Annotated in this window: 13 protein-coding genes, 1 tRNA gene and 1 pseudogene; 14 read left to right on the top strand and 1 reads right to left on the bottom strand. The window is 60.8% G+C overall.

What is annotated here, in order from left to right; genetic code table 11:
* The 10 genes and pseudogenes from tuf to rpoC all read left to right on the top strand — a co-directional run.
* A pseudogene (tuf, locus tag ACIQ67_RS15635) lies at positions 1-126 on the top strand (elongation factor Tu); the annotation flags it as partial.
* A gap of 15 nt (positions 127-141) precedes the next feature.
* Positions 142-217, top strand: a tRNA-Trp gene (locus ACIQ67_RS15630).
* Positions 218-357: 140 nt separating this feature from the next.
* Positions 358-738 carry a preprotein translocase subunit SecE gene (gene secE / locus ACIQ67_RS15625; RefSeq protein ID WP_397535304.1) on the top strand — a complete coding sequence of 127 codons (381 nt, stop codon included), beginning with the start codon at positions 358-360 and terminating at the stop codon, positions 736-738.
* A gap of 16 nt (positions 739-754) precedes the next feature.
* Complete coding sequence (gene nusG, locus ACIQ67_RS15620; protein WP_397535303.1) at positions 755-1,339, top strand: transcription termination/antitermination protein NusG; 585 nt, start codon at positions 755-757, stop codon at positions 1,337-1,339.
* A gap of 181 nt (positions 1,340-1,520) precedes the next feature.
* Positions 1,521-1,952 carry a 50S ribosomal protein L11 gene (rplK, locus tag ACIQ67_RS15615; protein WP_397535302.1) on the top strand — a complete coding sequence of 144 codons (432 nt, stop codon included), beginning with the start codon at positions 1,521-1,523 and terminating at the stop codon, positions 1,950-1,952.
* A gap of 2 nt (positions 1,953-1,954) precedes the next feature.
* Positions 1,955-2,662, top strand: coding sequence for a 50S ribosomal protein L1 (gene rplA, locus ACIQ67_RS15610; protein ID WP_397535301.1), 708 nt, complete (start codon positions 1,955-1,957; stop codon positions 2,660-2,662).
* 310 nt (positions 2,663-2,972) lie between these two features.
* The gene (gene rplJ / locus ACIQ67_RS15605; RefSeq protein ID WP_397535300.1) at positions 2,973-3,491 is read left to right on the top strand and encodes a 50S ribosomal protein L10; all 519 of its coding nucleotides are present in this window, start codon (positions 2,973-2,975) and stop codon (positions 3,489-3,491) included.
* 49 nt (positions 3,492-3,540) lie between these two features.
* Positions 3,541-3,921, top strand: a complete 381-nt coding sequence (rplL, locus tag ACIQ67_RS15600; RefSeq protein ID WP_397535299.1) for a 50S ribosomal protein L7/L12 — start codon at positions 3,541-3,543, stop codon at positions 3,919-3,921.
* Positions 3,922-4,265: 344 nt separating this feature from the next.
* A complete protein-coding gene (rpoB, locus tag ACIQ67_RS15595; RefSeq protein ID WP_397535298.1) occupies positions 4,266-8,387 on the top strand; it encodes a DNA-directed RNA polymerase subunit beta in 4,122 nt (1,373 codons plus the stop codon).
* A 19-nt stretch (positions 8,388-8,406) separates the two neighbouring features.
* Entirely contained in the window at positions 8,407-12,627 is a 4,221-nt protein-coding gene (rpoC, locus tag ACIQ67_RS15590; protein WP_397535297.1) for a DNA-directed RNA polymerase subunit beta', read from the top strand.
* A 69-nt stretch (positions 12,628-12,696) separates the two neighbouring features.
* On the opposite strand, the gene ACIQ67_RS15585 is transcribed toward rpoC, so the two are convergent.
* Complete coding sequence (locus tag ACIQ67_RS15585; RefSeq protein WP_397535296.1) at positions 12,697-13,173, bottom strand: putative toxin-antitoxin system toxin component, PIN family; 477 nt, start codon at positions 13,171-13,173, stop codon at positions 12,697-12,699.
* Between the two features lie 241 nt (positions 13,174-13,414).
* Between ACIQ67_RS15585 and rpsL the strand changes: the two genes are divergently transcribed.
* The 4 genes from rpsL to ACIQ67_RS15565 form a co-directional block, all read left to right on the top strand.
* Positions 13,415-13,789: a 30S ribosomal protein S12 gene (rpsL, locus tag ACIQ67_RS15580; RefSeq protein ID WP_282824742.1), complete on the top strand. Its 375-nt coding sequence runs from the start codon at positions 13,415-13,417 to the stop codon at positions 13,787-13,789.
* 175 nt (positions 13,790-13,964) lie between these two features.
* Positions 13,965-14,435 carry a 30S ribosomal protein S7 gene (gene rpsG, locus ACIQ67_RS15575; protein WP_397535295.1) on the top strand — a complete coding sequence of 157 codons (471 nt, stop codon included), beginning with the start codon at positions 13,965-13,967 and terminating at the stop codon, positions 14,433-14,435.
* A gap of 69 nt (positions 14,436-14,504) precedes the next feature.
* Entirely contained in the window at positions 14,505-16,607 is a 2,103-nt protein-coding gene (gene fusA, locus ACIQ67_RS15570) for an elongation factor G (protein WP_397535294.1), read from the top strand.
* Positions 16,608-16,756: 149 nt separating this feature from the next.
* On the top strand, positions 16,757-16,871 hold a 115-nt coding region (locus ACIQ67_RS15565), incomplete at its 3' end, for a GTP-binding protein (RefSeq protein WP_204317187.1).

Raw genomic sequence — 16,871 nt, 5'->3', positions numbered from 1 at the left:
GGCGACAACGTCGGCATCACCGTGAAGCTGATCGCTCCGATCGCCATGGAAGAAGGTCTGCGTTTTGCTATCCGCGAAGGCGGCCGTACTGTCGGCTCCGGCGTGGTCGCAACCATCCTCGAGTAAGATTCGAAAGGCCACAGGGGCATAGCTCAATTGGCAGAGCGTCGGTCTCCAAAACCGAAGGTTGGGGGTTCGAGACCCTCTGCCCCTGCCAGCTGGTGTTAGGAACGTCAGCTGGTGCATGTGGTCAATCACTAGCCCGCGGGAGTTGCTCTCGGCGGGCTTTGCTGCTGTTGGGCGCTGCGCGACGTTCTTCAATCTGATTTGCCTGGCGCCGGTGCCAAAGAGAATTCAATGTCCAATCCTCAAGTTGAAACGGTCACAACGGCTGCTGACAAAGCCAAGCTCGCAGGAGCTGTAGCTTTGCTGTTTGCGGCGTTGGTGGCTTTCTATGCGCTGGACAAGCAGGGTCCGATCGCCCAGTGGGCGGCTCTGATTGTGCTGCTGGCTGCGGCTGCCGGTGCGTTCTTCACATCTGAGTCGGGCAAGGCGCTGATCGCCTATGGTCAGGACTCGATGCGTGAAGTGCGCAAGGTGGTCTGGCCGACTCGCAAAGAGGCGACGCAGATGACTGGCTATGTGTTCGCTTTCGTTGTCGTGATGGCCCTCTTCCTTTGGTTGACGGACAAGACGCTTGAGTGGGTCCTTTACGACCTCGTGCTGGGTTGGCGCTAACACCTGAAGGAAAGCAATGAGCGAAGAGCAAATCGTTGCAGTGACGGAGTCGGCCGCTCCGGTTGGCCTGCCAAAGCGCTGGTATGTGGTTCACGCCTATTCCGGTATGGAGAAGGCGGTTGAGCGCAATCTGCGCGAGCGTATCGATCGCGCCGGTATGCAAGACAAGTTCGGCCGCATTCTTGTGCCGACTGAAGAGGTCGTCGAACTGAAGAACGGCAAGAAGGCCGTGACAGAGCGCCGCTTTTTCCCTGGCTATGTGCTGGTCGAGATGTCGATGGACGACGACAGCTGGCACTTGGTCAAGCACACCTCTAAAGTCACCGGCTTTGTTGGTGGTGCGAAGAACCGCCCCGCGCCCATCTCGGAAGCCGAGGTGATGAAGATCGTCAACCAGATGCAAGAGGGTGTGGAGAAGCCGCGCCCCAAGGTCGAGTGGACGGTTGGCGAAGTCGTTCGTGTCAAGGAAGGCCCGTTCACGGACTTCAATGGCGCGATCGAAGAGGTCAATTACGACAAGTCCAAGGTGCGCGTTTCGGTCACTATTTTCGGCCGCGCGACGCCGGTGGAGTTGGATTTCTCGCAAGTCGAGAAGGTCTGATTCCAGGAAGTACAGGCCCGGTGATGCCAGCTTGAAGCTCTTGGGCTTCTGCATATTCACCCGTAGTCAGTCTGCAACGAGAGGCGGACAAGAGGAGCAAGGGTAAGAGAGCAATCTCGAGCCCCTTGCGCTAGCACTCAGGCGCAGTGGCGAGGCCGCCGCGGCGCTATCAGGAGAAATCATGGCCAAGAAAATTGTCGGCTTTATCAAGCTGCAAGTCGCGGCAGGCAAGGCTAATCCTTCGCCTCCGGTCGGTCCGGCGCTGGGTCAGCGCGGTCTGAACATCATGGAGTTCTGCAAGGCGTTCAACGCCCAGACCCAAGGGCATGAGCCGGGCATGAAGTTGCCCGTGGTCATCACGGCCTTCGCAGACAAGAGCTTCACCTTCGTGATCAAGTCGCCCCCGGCGACCGCACTGATCAAGAAGGCCGCCAAGATCGAGAAGGGTTCGCCCCGCGCTCATCTGGACAAGGTCGGCAAGCTGACTCGCGCCCAACTGGAAGAGATCGCAACGATCAAGACCAAGGACCTCACGGCTGCCGACATGGATGCCGCTGTCCGCACCATCGCTGGCTCCGCCCGTTCGATGGGCATCATCGTGGAAGGTGTCTGATCATGGCAAAGCTGACCAAGAAGCAAAAGGCCCTGCAAGGCAAGGTCGAAAGCACCAAGTTGTACGTGCTGAATGACGCTCTGACTCTGGTCAAGAGCCTGGCCACTGCCAAGTTCGACGAGTCGATCGACGTTGCTGTGCAACTCGGTATCGATGCCAAGAAGTCGGACCAAGTCGTTCGCGGCGCCGTCGTGCTGCCCCATGGCACCGGCAAGACCAAGCGTGTCGCCGTTTTTGCACAAGGCGCCAAGGCTGAAGAGGCCAAGGCTGCTGGCGCCGATGTCGTCGGCATGGAAGACCTGGCCGAGCGCGTCAAGGCTGGCGACATGCCGTTTGACGTGGTGATCGCCTCGCCCGACACGATGCGTATCGTCGGTACCCTGGGTCAGATCCTGGGCCCGCGCGGCCTGATGCCTAACCCCAAGGTTGGCACCGTGACCCCGGACGTCGCTACCGCTGTCAAGAATGCAAAGGCTGGTCAGGTCCAGTTCCGCGTCGACAAGGCCGGCATCATCCACGGCACCATCGGCCGTCGTTCGTTCGACACCGACAAGCTGGAAGGCAATCTGCGTGCGCTGATCGAGGCTTTGAACAAGTCCAAGCCGGCTTCGAGCAAGGGCATCTACCTGCGCAAGGTGGCCCTGTCCTCGACGATGGGCGTGGGCGCTCGCGTCGACATCGCTTCGATCAACGCTCAGGCCGCGGCCTAAGCAATCAGATGAGGCATGGCGCTTGTCTGGCGCCAAGCTGATGAATTGGTGGGGCGCTGCAGATCTCGGTCAGCAGCGCGTCATCCAAGACCGCTGGTGCGGTGTCTCTGCTGTATGGGAGACGCTGCTTAATCTTCGGGCCAGTCCCGAGGCCAGCGCAGATGGCGGTCCCGCTGTAAGGAATGACGTGATGAGAGTCACGGCAATGATTGGTGCCAGGGCGTGACTCTGGCGCAGTTTCCTAACAGAAGGTCGCTAAATCCCGGTGCCCAAGGTCGAGAGACCAAGGGCGTAATGTGAGGAGTAGACCTTGAGTCTCAATCGCAACGAGAAAGCAGCCGTCGTGTCCGACGTGGCAGCGCAAGCCGCCAAGTCCCAGACGCTGGCGTTGGCTGAGTACCGTGGCCTCACCGTGGAAGCCTTGAACAAGCTGCGCGTCGACGCACGTTCCAAGGGTGTTTATCTTCACGTGCTGAAGAACACCCTGGCCCGTCGCGCCGTCGCCGGCACCCCGTTCGAGGTCGCCTCGGAGAGCATGGTCGGCCCGCTGATCTACGGCTTTTCGGAAGACGCTGTCGCTGCTGCGAAGGTCATGGCTGACTTTGCCAAGACCAACGACAAGCTGATCGTCAAGGGCGGCGCCTATGGCGGCAAGGCCCTGGATGCCAACGCCGTCAAGGCTCTGGCTTCGATCCCGAGCAAGGAAGTGCTGCTGTCGCAAGTGGCTGGCCTGCTGATGTCGCCGGTGCAACGCACTGCGGCTGTGCTGGCGGCTCTGGCTCAGCAAAAGGGTGGCGGCGCAGAAGCCGAAGCCCCTGCCGCTGCCTGATCGACGATCACCGCGTTTCAAGCAATCAATCTGTATTTAGGAAACTATCATGGCATTCGATAAAGACGCTTTCCTGGCTGCCCTGGACAGCATGACCGTTCTGGAACTGAACGACCTGGTCAAGGCAATTGAAGAGAAGTTCGGCGTGTCCGCCGCTTCGATGGCTGCTCCCGCTGCTGGCGGCGCTGCTGGCGGTGGCGCTGCTGCTGCTGAAGAGAAGACCGAGTTCAACGTCGTCCTGACTGAAGCTGGCGCCAACAAGGTGTCGGTCATTAAGGCCGTGCGTGAAATCACCGGTCTGGGCCTGAAGGAAGCCAAGGACCTGGTCGACGGCGCTCCGAAGCCTGTCAAGGAAGGCGTGTCCAAGGCTGACGCCGAAGCCGCCAAGAAGAAGCTGGAAGAAGCCGGCGCCAAGGTCGAACTCAAGTAAGACCCTGGGGAGTGGCGGCAGTTTTGTCGCGCTCCACAAAGCTAGAGGGGTGGCCTTAGTGCCTCCCCTTTAGTCGTTTCAAGGGCCGCCCCTAGGGTTTGGCCGCTTGAGAACAGCTGAAAGTGCCGGTCGCTGTATGATGCGCGGTTCTTTCAAGTGTTCTCTGATCCGACTGCAGAGAACGGGTTTGGTCGGGCCTCGGTGCAATGCCGGGGTTGTCCGCCAGCGGTTGGTAGTGGCCAACCACCAAGCTTCGGGCCGTCCATTCGTGACAAGGCCGGAAAAGCCAGTCGCCGACGAAGCCTGCTCCACGGCCAGGGGTGGGCTCTCGACACGGAGTGTTTATGGCGCAAGCAACCCCCTATAGCTATACCGAGCGCAAGCGAATCCGCAAGAGCTTCGGCAAGCGTGAGAGCGTTCTCAACGTTCCTTATCTGCTCACCATGCAGAAGGACTCGTACGTCGCCTTCCTGCAAAAAGACGTCCCCGCAGCCAAACGCAAGCCAGAAGGCTTGCAGGCTGCATTCCTTTCTGCGTTCCCGATCGTGTCGCACAACGGGTTCGTGGAGATGAAGTTCCTCGAATTCAACATCGCCAAGCCGCCGTTTGACACCCGCGAGTGCCAGCAGCGTGGCTTGACCTATGCAGCGGCGGTGCGCGCCAAGCTGCAGATGATCATCTATGACCGTGAGAGCCCGCAGGCCAAGACGGTCAAGGAAATCAAGGAACAAGAGGTCTACATGGGCGAAGTGCCCCTGATGACCGACTACGGTTCCTTCATCGTCAATGGCACCGAGCGTGTCATCGTCAGCCAGCTGCACCGTTCGCCCGGTGTCTTCTTCGAGCACGACAAGGGCAAGACCCATTCGTCCGGCAAGCTGCTGTTTTCGGCTCGCATCATTCCCTACCGCGGCTCCTGGCTGGACTTCGAGTTCGATCCGAAGGACATCCTGTACTTCCGCGTTGACCGCCGTCGCAAGATGCCGGTCACGATCCTGCTCAAGGCCATCGGTCTGAACCCCGAGCAGATCCTGGCCCACTTCTTCGTGTTCGACAACTTCCGTCTGATGGACTCCGGTGCCCAGATGGAATTCGTCGCCGACCGCCTGAAGGGTGAGGTGGCGCGCTTCGACATCACTGACAAGAGCGGCAACGTGCTGGTCGAGAAGGACAAGCGCATCACGGCCCGCCATGTTCGCCAGATGGAGCAAAGCGGTACGCAGCACGTCACGGTCCCGGAGGATTTCCTGGTCGGCCGCATGCTGGCCAAGAACATGGTCGACGGTGATACCGGCGAGATCATTGCCAAGGCCAATGACGAGTTGACCGACGCACTGCTGAAGAAGCTCCGCACCGCCGGCATCAAGGACATCCAGTGCTTGTACACCAACGAGCTGGACGAGGGTGCCTACATCAGCCAGACGCTGGCCTCTGACGAGACCGTGGATCAGTTGGCCGCGCGCGTAGCCATCTACCGCATGATGCGCCCTGGCGAGCCGCCGACCGAAGACGCTGTCGAGGCGCTGTTCAATCGCCTGTTCTACAGCACCGACACCTACGATCTGTCGCGCGTTGGCCGGATGAAGTTCAACGCCCGCGTGGGCCGCGACACGCCGGAAGGCAATATGAACTTGTCGAACGAGGACATCCTCGACGTCGTCAAGATTCTGGTCGAGCTGCGTAACGGCCGTGGCGAAGTGGACGACATCGACCACCTCGGCAACCGCCGCGTGCGCTGTGTCGGTGAACTGGCCGAGAACCAGTACCGCTCGGGCTTGGCTCGTATCGAGAAGGCCGTCAAGGAGCGTCTGGGTCAGGCTGAGACCGAAGCCCTGATGCCGCACGACCTGATCAACTCCAAGCCGATTTCCGCGGCGCTCAAGGAGTTCTTCGGTGCGTCGCAGCTGTCGCAGTTCATGGACCAGACCAACCCGCTGTCGGAAATCACGCACAAGCGTCGTGTTTCCGCCCTGGGCCCGGGCGGTCTGACCCGCGAGCGCGCCGGCTTCGAAGTCCGTGACGTGCACCCGACCCACTACGGCCGCGTCTGCCCGATCGAAACGCCGGAAGGCCCGAACATCGGTCTGATCAACTCGCTGGCGCTGTACGCACAGCTCAACGAGTATGGCTTCCTGGAAACGCCCTATCGTCGCGTCGTCGACGGCAAGGTGACGACCCAGATCGACTATCTGTCGGCCATTGAGGAAGGCAAGTACGTGATCGCCCAGGCGAACGCGACCTTGAACCCCGCGGGTGAGCTGATCGACGAGCTGGTGTCGGCGCGTGAGAACGGTGAGTCGGTGCTGACCTCGCCTGAGCGAATCCAGTACATGGACGTGGCACCGACGCAGATCGTGTCGGTGGCAGCGTCGCTGGTGCCCTTCCTTGAGCACGATGATGCGAACCGCGCACTGATGGGCGCCAACATGCAGCGTCAGGCTGTGCCGACGCTGCGTCCTGAGAAGGCCATGGTTGGTACCGGCGTCGAGCGCGTCGCAGCCAAGGACTCGGGCACTGTGGTGGCTGCTCGCCGCGGTGGCGTGGTCGACTACGTGGACACGAACCGTATCGTGATCCGCGTGAATGATGACGAGACCGTTGCCGGCGAAGTGGGTGTGGACATCTACAACCTGATCAAGTATCAGCGTTCCAACCAGAACACCAACATCCACCAGCGTCCCATCGTCAAGCGTGGCGACAAGGTGGCGGCCGAGGACATCATTGCCGACGGCGCCTCAACCGACATCGGTGAACTGGCCCTTGGCCAGAACATGCTGGTCGCCTTCATGCCCTGGAACGGCTACAACTTCGAGGACTCGATCCTGATCTCGGAGCGTGTGATTGCCGAAGACCGCTACACCTCGATCCACATCGAAGAGCTGGTGGTCAACGCGCGTGACACCAAGCTGGGCAGCGAAGAAATCACCCGTGACATCCCGAATCTGAGCGAACAGCAGTTGGCCCGTCTGGACGAGTCGGGCATCGTTTACGTCGGTGCCGAGGTGAACCCCGGTGACGTGCTGGTCGGCAAGGTCACGCCCAAGGGTGAGACCACGCTGACGCCGGAAGAGAAGCTGCTGCGCGCGATCTTCGGCGAGAAGGCTTCCGACGTGAAGGACACCTCGCTGCGCGTCGACCAAGGGACCAGCGGTACCGTCATCGACGTGCAGGTCTTCACCCGTGAAGGCATCCAGCGCGACAAGCGCGCCCAGCAGATCATCGACGATGAACTCAAGCGCTTCCGCCTGGACCTGAACGACCAGCTCCGTATCGTGGAAAGCGACGCTTTCGACCGTATCGAGAAGCTGCTGGTCGGCAAGGTGGCCAACGGTGGTCCTCAGAAGATTGCCAAGGGCACGGTCATCGACAAGGGCTATCTGGCTGGCGTCGAGAAGTTCCACTGGTTTGACATCCGTCCCGCCGAGGATGACGTCGCCAACCAGTTGGAATCGATCAAGAACTCGCTCGAGCAGACCCGCCACAGCTTCGACCTGGCTTTTGAAGAGAAGCGCAAGAAGCTGACGCAAGGCGACGAACTGCCGGCCGGCGTGCTGAAGATGGTCAAGGTCTACCTGGCCGTCAAGCGCCGCTTGCAGCCTGGTGACAAGATGGCCGGTCGTCACGGCAACAAGGGCGTGGTGTCCAAGGTCGTTCCGATCGAAGACATGCCCTATATGGCTGACGGCACGCCTGCCGACATCGTGCTGAACCCGCTGGGTGTTCCGTCCCGGATGAACGTGGGTCAAGTGCTGGAAGTCCATCTCGGCTGGGCCGGCAAGGGCATCGGTCATCGCCTGGGCGACATGCTGCAGCAGCACTCCGCTGTCAGCGAGTTGCGCAAGTTCCTCGATGAGCTCTACAACAAGTCGGGCGGCAAGACTGAGAGCCTGGATGAACTCAGCGACACCGAGATCGTCGAGATGGCCAAGAACCTCTCGCACGGTGTGACATTCGCCACCCCGGTGTTCGATGGTGCCAAGGAAGAAGAAATCCGCGGCATGCTGAAGCTGGCCTATCCGGACGACATCGCCGCCAAGAAGGGCCTGACCGCCACGCGCACCCAGGCCACGTTGCATGACGGCCGCACCGGCGACGCCTTCGAGCGCCCGGTCACCGTCGGCTACATGCACGTGCTGAAGCTGCACCACCTGGTGGACGACAAGATGCACGCCCGTTCGACCGGTCCGTACTCGCTCGTCACGCAGCAACCGCTGGGTGGTAAGGCGCAGTTCGGCGGCCAGCGTTTCGGTGAGATGGAAGTGTGGGCGCTGGAAGCTTATGGCGCCTCCTACATCCTGCAGGAAATGCTGACCGTGAAGTCCGACGACGTGAACGGTCGTACCAAGGTGTACGAGTCCATCGTCAAGGGCGAGCACTCCATCGAAGCCGGCATGCCGGAATCGTTCAATGTCCTGGTCAAGGAAATTCGTTCCCTTGGCATCGACATCGAACTCGAGCGCAACTAATTAGGAACAGGAGAGACACATGAAAGGTTTGCTGGACCTGTTCAAGCAGTTCACGCCCGACGAGCACTTCGACGCAATCAAGATCGGGCTCGCATCGCCCGAGAAGATCCGCTCGTGGTCCTTCGGCGAGGTGAAGAAGCCCGAGACCATCAACTACCGGACTTTCAAGCCCGAGCGTGATGGCCTGTTCTGCGCCAAGATCTTCGGCCCGATCAAGGACTACGAGTGCCTTTGCGGCAAGTACAAGCGCCTGAAGCACCGTGGCGTGATCTGCGAGAAGTGCGGCGTTGAAGTCACCCAGACCAAGGTGCGCCGTGAGCGCATGGGTCACATCGATCTGGCTGCGCCCTGCGCCCACATCTGGTTCCTGAAGTCGCTGCCGTCGCGTCTGGGCCTGGTGCTGGACATGACGCTGCGCGACATCGAGCGCGTGCTGTACTTCGAGGCGTATGTGGTCGTCGACCCAGGCATGACGCCGCTGAAGAAGTTCTCGATCATGAGCGAGGACGACTACGACGCCAAGCGCATCGAGTTCGGCGACGAATTCATAGCGCTGATGGGCGCCGAGGGCATCAAGAAGTTGCTGGAAGAGATGGATCTCGATATCGAGATCGACCGTCTGCGCAACGACATGACCGGCTCCGAGCTCAAGATCAAGAAGAACTCCAAGCGCCTCAAGGTGATGGAAGCCTTCAAGAAGTCGGGCATCAAGCCGAACTGGATGGTGCTGGACGTGCTGCCCGTGCTGCCGCCGGACCTGCGTCCGCTGGTGCCGCTGGATGGTGGCCGCTTCGCGACTTCAGATCTGAACGATCTGTATCGCCGCGTCATCAACCGCAACAATCGTCTGGCCCGTCTGCTGGAGCTGAAGGCCCCTGAGATCATCGTGCGCAACGAAAAGCGCATGCTGCAGGAAGCCGTCGACTCGCTGCTGGACAACGGCCGCCGCGGCAAGGCAATGACCGGCGCCAACAAGCGTGCCCTCAAGTCGCTGGCCGACATGATCAAGGGCAAGAGCGGTCGCTTCCGTCAGAACTTGCTGGGCAAGCGTGTCGACTACTCGGGCCGTTCGGTCATCGTGGTCGGCCCGACGCTGAAGCTGCATCAGTGCGGCCTGCCCAAGCTGATGGCGCTTGAGTTGTTCAAGCCCTTCATCTTCTCGCGCCTGGAGGCGATGGGTATCGCCACCACCATCAAGGCGGCGAAGAAGGAAGTCGAGAGCGGCACGCCGGTGGTCTGGGACATCCTGGAAGAGGTCATCAAGGAGCATCCGGTTCTGCTGAACCGCGCGCCGACGCTGCACCGTCTGGGCATCCAGGCTTTCGAGCCGGTGCTGATCGAAGGAAAAGCGATCCAGCTGCACCCGCTGGTCTGCGCGGCCTTCAACGCCGACTTCGACGGTGACCAGATGGCCGTTCACGTGCCGCTGTCGATCGAAGCACAGATGGAAGCCCGCACGCTGATGCTGGCCTCCAACAACGTGCTGTTCCCGGCTTCCGGCGAACCGTCGATCGTGCCGTCGCAAGACGTGGTGCTGGGTCTGTACTACGCGACACGCGAGCGCATCAACGGCAAGGGCGAGGGTCTGATCTTCTCGGACATCCCCGAGCTGCAGCGCGCGCTGGACAACGGCGCTGTCGAAGTCACCGCCCGCATCGCCGTGCGCCTGACCGAATACAGCAAGGACAAGGACACCGGTGAATGGGTGCCCGAGACCAAGCTGGTGGACACGACCGTTGGCCGTGCGCTGCTGAGCGAGATCCTGCCCAAGGGCCTGCCCTTCGCCAACATCAACAAGGCGTTGAAGAAGAAGGAAATCTCGCGGCTGATCAACACCTCGTTCCGCAAGTGCGGCCTGAAGGAAACCGTGGTGCTGGCCGACAAGCTGCTGCAGAGCGGCTTCAAGCTCGCCACGCGTGCCGGCATCTCCATCGCGGTGGACGACATGCTGGTGCCCAAGCAGAAGTACGAGCTGATCGAACGCGCCGAGAAGGAAGTCAAGGAGATCGAGCAGCAGTACGTCTCGGGTCTGGTGACGGCCGGCGAGCGCTACAACAAGGTCGTCGACATCTGGGGCAAGACCGGTGACGAGGTGGGCAAGGTCATGATGACCCAGCTCTCCAAGCAGAAGACCATCGACCGCAACGGCAAGGAAGTGGATCAGGAGTCCTTCAACTCCATCTACATGATGGCCGACTCCGGCGCCCGCGGTAGCGCGGCCCAGATTCGCCAGCTGGCTGGTATGCGGGGCCTGATGGCCAAGCCGGACGGCTCGATCATCGAGACGCCGATCACGGCGAACTTCCGCGAAGGCCTGAACGTTCTGCAGTACTTCATCTCTACCCACGGCGCTCGTAAGGGCCTGGCGGATACGGCGCTGAAGACGGCGAACTCGGGCTACCTGACCCGTCGTCTGGTCGACGTGACGCAGGACTTGGTTGTGACCGAGGACGATTGCGGCACCGATAACGGTATCGCGATGCGCGCCCTGGTCGAGGGCGGCGAAGTGATCGAAAGCTTGCGCGACCGCATCCTCGGCCGCGTGACAGCCATCGAGGTGCTGCATCCTGAGACCCAGGGCCTGCTGTTGCCTGCTGGCCAGATGCTGGATGAGGACACCTTGGACGTGTTGGAAGCCGCAGGCGTCGACGAAGTCAAGGTTCGCACCCCGCTGACCTGCGCGACCCGCTTCGGCCTGTGTGCCAAGTGCTATGGCCGCGACCTGGGCCGTGGTGGTCTGGTGAACCGTGGTGAAGCTGTCGGCGTGATCGCGGCCCAGTCGATCGGTGAGCCGGGCACGCAGCTGACGATGCGTACCTTCCACATCGGCGGTGCCGCCTCGCGTGCGGCGGTGGCGTCCAGTGTGGAAGCCAAGTCGGACGGCATCATCGGGTTCAACGCCACGATGCGTTACGTCACGAACGGCAAGGGCGAGTTGGTGGTGATTTCCCGTTCCGGTGAAATCATCATCGCGGACCAGCACGGCCGCGAGCGTGAGCGTCACAAGGTGCCGTACGGCGCGATCCTGAACATCAAGGCCGACCAGACCATCAAGGCTGGCGTGATCTTGGCGAACTGGGATCCGCTGACCCGCCCGATCATTACCGAGTTCGCCGGTCAGGCGAGGTTCGAGAATGTCGAAGAAGGCGTGACGGTTGCCAAGCAGGTCGACGAAGTGACCGGCCTGTCGACTCTGGTGGTGATCGACCCGAAGCGCCGTGGGGCTGCCAAGGTCGTGCGCCCGCAGGTCAAGCTGCTGGATGCCAACGGCAATGAAGTGAAGATCCCTGGCACGGATCACTCGGTGACGATCGGCTTCCAGGTCGGCTCGCTGATCCAGATTCGTGACGGTCAGGATCTGGCTCCGGGTGAAGTGCTGGCGCGTATCCCGGTGGAAGGTCAGAAGACACGAGACATTACCGGCGGTCTGCCGCGTGTGGCCGAGTTGTTCGAAGCCCGTTCACCCAAGGATGCAGGCACTCTGGCCGAAATCACCGGTACGGTGTCGTTCGGCAAGGAAACCAAGGGCAAGGTTCGACTCCAGATCACCGATCCGGACGGCAAGATCGAAGAGATCCTGGTGCCCAAGGAGAAGAACATCCTGGTGCACGAAGGTCAGGTGGTCAACCGCGGCGAGTCAGTGGTGGACGGCCCGGCGGATCCGCAGGACATCCTGCGTCTGCTGGGTATCGAAGAGCTGGCACGCTACATCGTGGATGAGGTGCAGGACGTCTACCGCTTGCAGGGCGTGAAGATCAACGACAAGCACATTGAGGTGATCGTTCGCCAGATGCTTCGTCGTGTTCAGATCACGAACTCCGGCGATTCGAACTACATCGTGGGAGAGCAGGTCGAGCGCTCCGAGCTGTTGGACACCAACGACCGTTTGCGCGGCGAAGGCAAGCTCACGGCAACCCACGCCGATGTGCTGTTGGGTATCACCAAGGCCTCGCTGTCGACGGATTCGTTCATCTCGGCAGCGTCCTTCCAGGAAACCACCCGCGTGCTCACCGAGGCTGCCATCATGGGCAAGCGCGACGAGCTGCGTGGCCTGAAGGAGAACGTGATCGTCGGCCGTCTGATTCCCGCCGGTACCGGCATGGCCTTCCACGACGCACGTCGCGCCAAGGAAGCCATGGACGATGCTGAGCGTCGCTCGATTGCGATGCAGGAAGCCGAGGAATTGGCGGCGGCCCAGATGAGCAATCTGGAAAGCGCCGGAGAGGGTTCGGCCGAGTAATCGGTTGAATCATCCGCCCTTAAGGGTCGCCTCCGGGCGACCCTTTTTACTTCTGGGCTGAGCTTTCGCCTAGAACGGGCCTTGCTTCTGGCGCTGGTGTTGCTGGATCCAGGCTTGCGGGCTGACGATCTCGAGAGCGGTACGGCTGGCGCGCTTCCTGAGTGCCAGGACCGCTCGGTCGCGTGATACCAGCCAGCGCGCACCTTCGGCCACAGCCAGATCAATGAACATCTGGTCGTCGCTGTCTCGGCAGCGAAGGTGAACGGCGGGGGCGGGCTGCGGGCGAAGTTCACACAGTTGAGCGAACTTCGCCTCGATCAGGTCCAGGTCCGGCGCAAAGTTCGCCGCGATGCCACGTCCGAGCACATGCAAGAGTTCAGCCTTCATGGCCGCGACCCCGATCCATCGCAACTCCTTGGCTTCAATGCAACGGACCAGCAGCTGAATGGATGGTTCCTTGAAAACAAGCCAATCCATGACGACTTGGGTGTCTAGGACGATCAATTCGCCAAGTGTCGAGATGGGGTGTGTCACAGTGAAAGCCAAGCGGGATCCACCGAGTCTACCGCCCAGACTTGTGGCGAAGTGGCGATCTGGTCTACAATCTCAGGCTCTTCGGCAGGTCTAGCTGCGCCCATCGTTGCTCAGCCTAACTGAATTCCCGACGCACTGCGCTTGGCGTGGTGCGTTTGCGCGTTTTCAGTTCGGGTTTGGCGCCTTGGGGCGGCGGTCATCCTGACCGGCTGTCGTCGAAGAATCTGTGACTTCAAACGGGAACAAGTTACTTATGCCAACTATCAATCAGCTCGTGCGCCAAGGCCGTCAGGCCGAGGTCACGAAATCCAAGTCGCCGGCCATGCAGGATTGCCCGCAGCGCCGCGGCGTGTGCACTCGCGTGTACACCACGACCCCCAAGAAGCCGAACTCCGCGCTGCGTAAGGTTGCCAAGGTTCGTCTGACCAACGGTTTCGAGGTCATCTCGTACATCGGTGGTGAAGGTCACAACCTGCAAGAGCACAGCGTTGTGCTGGTGCGCGGCGGCCGGGTGAAGGACTTGCCAGGCGTGCGTTATCACATCGTGCGCGGCTCGCTGGATCTGCAAGGCGTGAAAGACCGCAAGCAGTCGCGTTCCAAGTACGGCGCGAAGCGTCCGAAGAAGTAATTCAAACAAGTTGTCATGGTGCGGCCTTAGGCTCGTGCCAGATGTTTTAGCGGTTCGTGCGACACATCCATCTGGAGTGCGCAGCGGCCGAGTAAGTGGATGCCCCCTGATGTCGGTGGTCATCCAAGGTGGTCCGGTGAGAGCCGCCGCCAACTGAAGCAAAAGGAAGATTCCCATGCCACGTCGTCGCGAAGTACCCAAGCGCGAAATCCTGCCGGATCCGAAGTTCGGTTCCGTTGATCTGTCCAAGTTCATGAACGTCATCATGGAATCGGGCAAGAAGGCTGTTGCCGAGCGCATCATCTATGGTGCCCTCGAGCAAGTCGAGAAGAAGGCCGGCAAGGATCCGCTGGAAGTGTTCATGATCGCGCTGAACAATGTGAAGCCGATGGTCGAAGTGAAGTCCCGCCGTGTTGGCGGTGCGAACTACCAAGTTCCCGTGGAAGTTCGTCCCGTTCGCCGGATGGCTCTGGCCATGCGCTGGCTGAAGGAATCGGCCCGCAAGCGCGGCGAGAAGTCGATGGCTCAGCGTCTGGCCAACGAGTTGCTGGAGGCCTCCGAAGGTCGCGGCGGCGCGATGAAGAAGCGCGACGAAGTGCACCGTATGGCCGAAGCCAACAAGGCTTTCTCGCACTTCCGCTTCTAAACTAGTCCCCTTCGGCCGCCTCGGGTTTTCACTAGCCCGATGGCGGCTCACTGCATTTGGAGCAATACCATGGCCCGCAAGACCCCCATCGAGCGCTACCGCAATATCGGCATCTCTGCGCACATCGATGCCGGCAAGACCACCACGACCGAACGTATCCTGTTCTACACGGGCGTGAACCACAAGATCGGTGAAGTGCATGATGGCGCGGCCACCATGGACTGGATGGAGCAAGAGCAAGAGCGTGGCATCACGATCACCTCTGCTGCCACGACCTGCTTCTGGAAGGGCATGGACCTGGCCCGCCCCGAACACCGCATCAACATCATCGACACCCCCGGGCACGTCGACTTCACGATTGAAGTCGAGCGCTCGATGCGCGTCCTGGACGGCGCTTGCATGGTTTATTGCGCCGTGGGCGGCGTGCAGCCGCAGTCGGAAACTGTTTGGCGCCAGGCCAACAAGTACAAGGTGCCGCGTCTGGCCTTCGTGAACAAGATGGACCGTACTGGCGCCAACTTCTACAAGGTCGTTGACCAGATGAAGTTGCGCTTGAAGGCGAACCCGGTGCCTATCGTTCTGCCGATCGGTGCCGAAGAAAACTTCAAGGGCGTGATCGATCTGATCAAGATGAAGGCCATCTTCTGGGACGAAGCGTCGCAGGGCATGAAGTTCGACTACCGCGAGATCCCGGCAGAAATGCTGGCTGACGCTCAAAAGTGGCGCGACAACATGGTCGAGGCGGCTGCCGAGGCCAGCGAAGAGATGATGAACAAGTACCTCGAGTCGGGCGAACTGACTGAAGAGGACATCATTCAAGGCATCCGTACGCGTACTATCGCTGCTGAAATCCAGCCGATGTTCTGCGGCACCGCCTTCAAGAACAAGGGCGTCCAGCGCATGCTCGACGGCGTGCTCGACTTCATGCCGTCGCCGGTTGACGTCCCGCCCGTGCCTGGCACCGATGAAGACGACCAGCCGACCACCCGCGAGGCTTCGGACACCGCCAAGTTCTCGGCGTTGGCATTCAAGCTGATGACTGATCCGTATGTGGGCCAGCTGACCTTCGTGCGCGTCTACTCGGGCGTTCTGAAGTCGGGCGATTCGGTGTTCAACCCGATCCGCGGCAAGAAGGAGCGTATCGGCCGTATTCTGCAGATGCACGCCAACCAGCGTGAAGAGATCTCGGAAATTCTGGCCGGCGACATCGCTGCTTGCGTGGGCCTGAAGGACGTGACGACCGGCGAGACGCTGTGCGATCCGGAATCGATCATCACCTTGGAAAAGATGGTGTTCCCGGAGCCGGTGATTTCTCAGGCTGTCGAACCCAAGACCAAGGCTGACCAGGAAAAGATGGGTATCGCCCTGGGCCGCTTGGCCAAGGAAGACCCGTCGTTCCGTCTGCGCACCGACGAAGAGTCCGGCCAGACCATCATTTCCGGCATGGGCGAGTTGCACCTGGAAATCATCGTTGACCGCATGAAGCGCGAGTTCGGCGTTGAAGCCAACGTCGGCAAGCCGCAGGTGGCGTATCGCGAAACGATCCGCAAGGCTGCCGTCGATGTTGAAGGCAAGTTCGTGCGTCAGTCGGGCGGCAAGGGCCAGTATGGTCACGTGGTGCTGACCGTCGAGCCGCAAGAGCCTGGCAAGGGCTTCGAGTTCGTGGACGCGATCAAGGGCGGTGTGGTGCCTCGCGAGTACATCCCGGCGGTTGAAAAGGGCGTGATCGACACCCTGCCGAACGGCGTGCTGGCTGGCTACCCGGTGGTTGACGTCAAGGTCACGCTGACCTTCGGTTCGTACCACGACGTTGACTCGAACGAAAACGCCTTCAAGATGGCGGCCTCGATGGGCTTCAAGGATGCTTGCCGCAAGGCCAGCCCTGTGATCCTCGAGCCGATGATGGCAGTCGAAGTCGAGACCCCGGAAGACTATGCCGGTACGGTGATGGGCGATCTGTCCTCGCGTCGCGGCATGGTTCAGGGCATGGACGACATGGTCGGCGGTGGCAAGGCTATCAAGGCAGAGGTTCCTCTGTCCGAAATGTTCGGCTACTCGACCAGCCTGCGCTCGGCCACGCAAGGTCGCGCAACGTACACGATGGAGTTCAAGCACTACTCTGAAGCTCCGAAGAACGTTGCAGACGCGATCATCACTGCGCGCGCTAAGTAATCAACGGGTCATCGGGCTGGCGGTTTTTGCTGCCGGCCCTTCATTTCGTCTTCGCAGCTGCTTGCCCGATTGCCAGTCGTCGGGAACCAAGAGCGCTGCGGAAACGCTAAACCAACAGACTGGCGCATGCTCTTTTTCGGAGAATTGAAATGGCAAAAGGCAAGTTTGAACGTACCAAGCCGCACGTGAACGTGGGCACGATCGGTCACGTTGACCACGGCAAGACGACGCTGACGGCAGCGATCGCGACCGTGCTGTCGAAGA

The organism is Roseateles sp. (assembly GCF_044373315.1).
GTDB lineage: Bacteria > Pseudomonadota > Gammaproteobacteria > Burkholderiales > Burkholderiaceae_C > JACDQM01.
This window is presented reverse-complemented; position numbering and strand designations above follow the sequence as displayed.